The 806-nt window shown below is 45.8% G+C and carries 1 tRNA gene and 2 rRNA genes; all 3 read left to right on the forward strand.

The window, feature by feature from the left end:
• A 16S ribosomal RNA gene (locus tag L4D09_RS28795) occupies window positions 1-188 on the forward strand; the annotation flags it as partial.
• Window positions 189-286: 98 nt separating this feature from the next.
• Window positions 287-362, forward strand: a tRNA-Glu gene (locus tag L4D09_RS28800).
• A 291-nt stretch (window positions 363-653) separates the two neighbouring features.
• Window positions 654-806: ribosomal RNA gene (locus L4D09_RS28805) — 23S ribosomal RNA — on the forward strand; the annotation flags it as partial.

Here is an 806-nt window from a genome sequence, read left to right on the forward strand (position 1 = left end):
ATCAGAATGCCACGGTGAATACGTTCCCGGGCCTTGTACACACCGCCCGTCACACCATGGGAGTGGGCTGCACCAGAAGTAGATAGCTTAACCTTTCGGGGAGGGCGTTTACCACGGTGTGGTTCATGACTGGGGTGAAGTCGTAACAAGGTAGCCCTAGGGGAACCTGGGGCTGGATCACCTCCTTAACGATATGACTGCTGTTTTATGCAGTGTCCACACAGATTGCTTGGTCGAAATGTAAGAGAGCGCGAATGTTGCCCAACAACATTCGCAGAAAYACTTAGTCCCATTCGTCTAGAGGCCTAGGACACCGCCCTTTCACGGCGGTAACAGGGGTTCGACTCCCCTATGGGACGCCACTTTCTAAATATGCTTAATACTTGATGTTGAGTGTGATTAGAAAGTGGTTCTTGTATCTCTTTAGAGATAATGAAACACATGCTCTTTAACAATCTGGAAAGCTGACTAGTAAATTGAATCTTTAGATTCGATTACAAATGTATCTTGCTTCTTTTAATAAGAACGAGATACGAGTTCTCAAAACAAACACATTCAAGTGTCTTGTGTAAGAGTCCGGCGAAAACAAATAATTCTCTTTAACGAGAGAGTGAACCTTGGTTGTTGCCATACGAAACCTCTTGGGGTTGTATGGTTAAGTGACTAAGCGTACACGGTGGATGCCTGGGCAGTCAGAGGCGATGAAGGACGTATTAACTTGCGATAAGCGTAGATTAGGCAGTAAAAGCCACCTGAGTCTACGATTTCCGAATGGGGAAACCCAGCTGCATAAGCAGTTATCGTTA

This window comes from Photobacterium makurazakiensis (assembly GCF_050336715.1).
Taxonomy (GTDB): Bacteria; Pseudomonadota; Gammaproteobacteria; order Enterobacterales; family Vibrionaceae; genus Photobacterium; species Photobacterium makurazakiensis.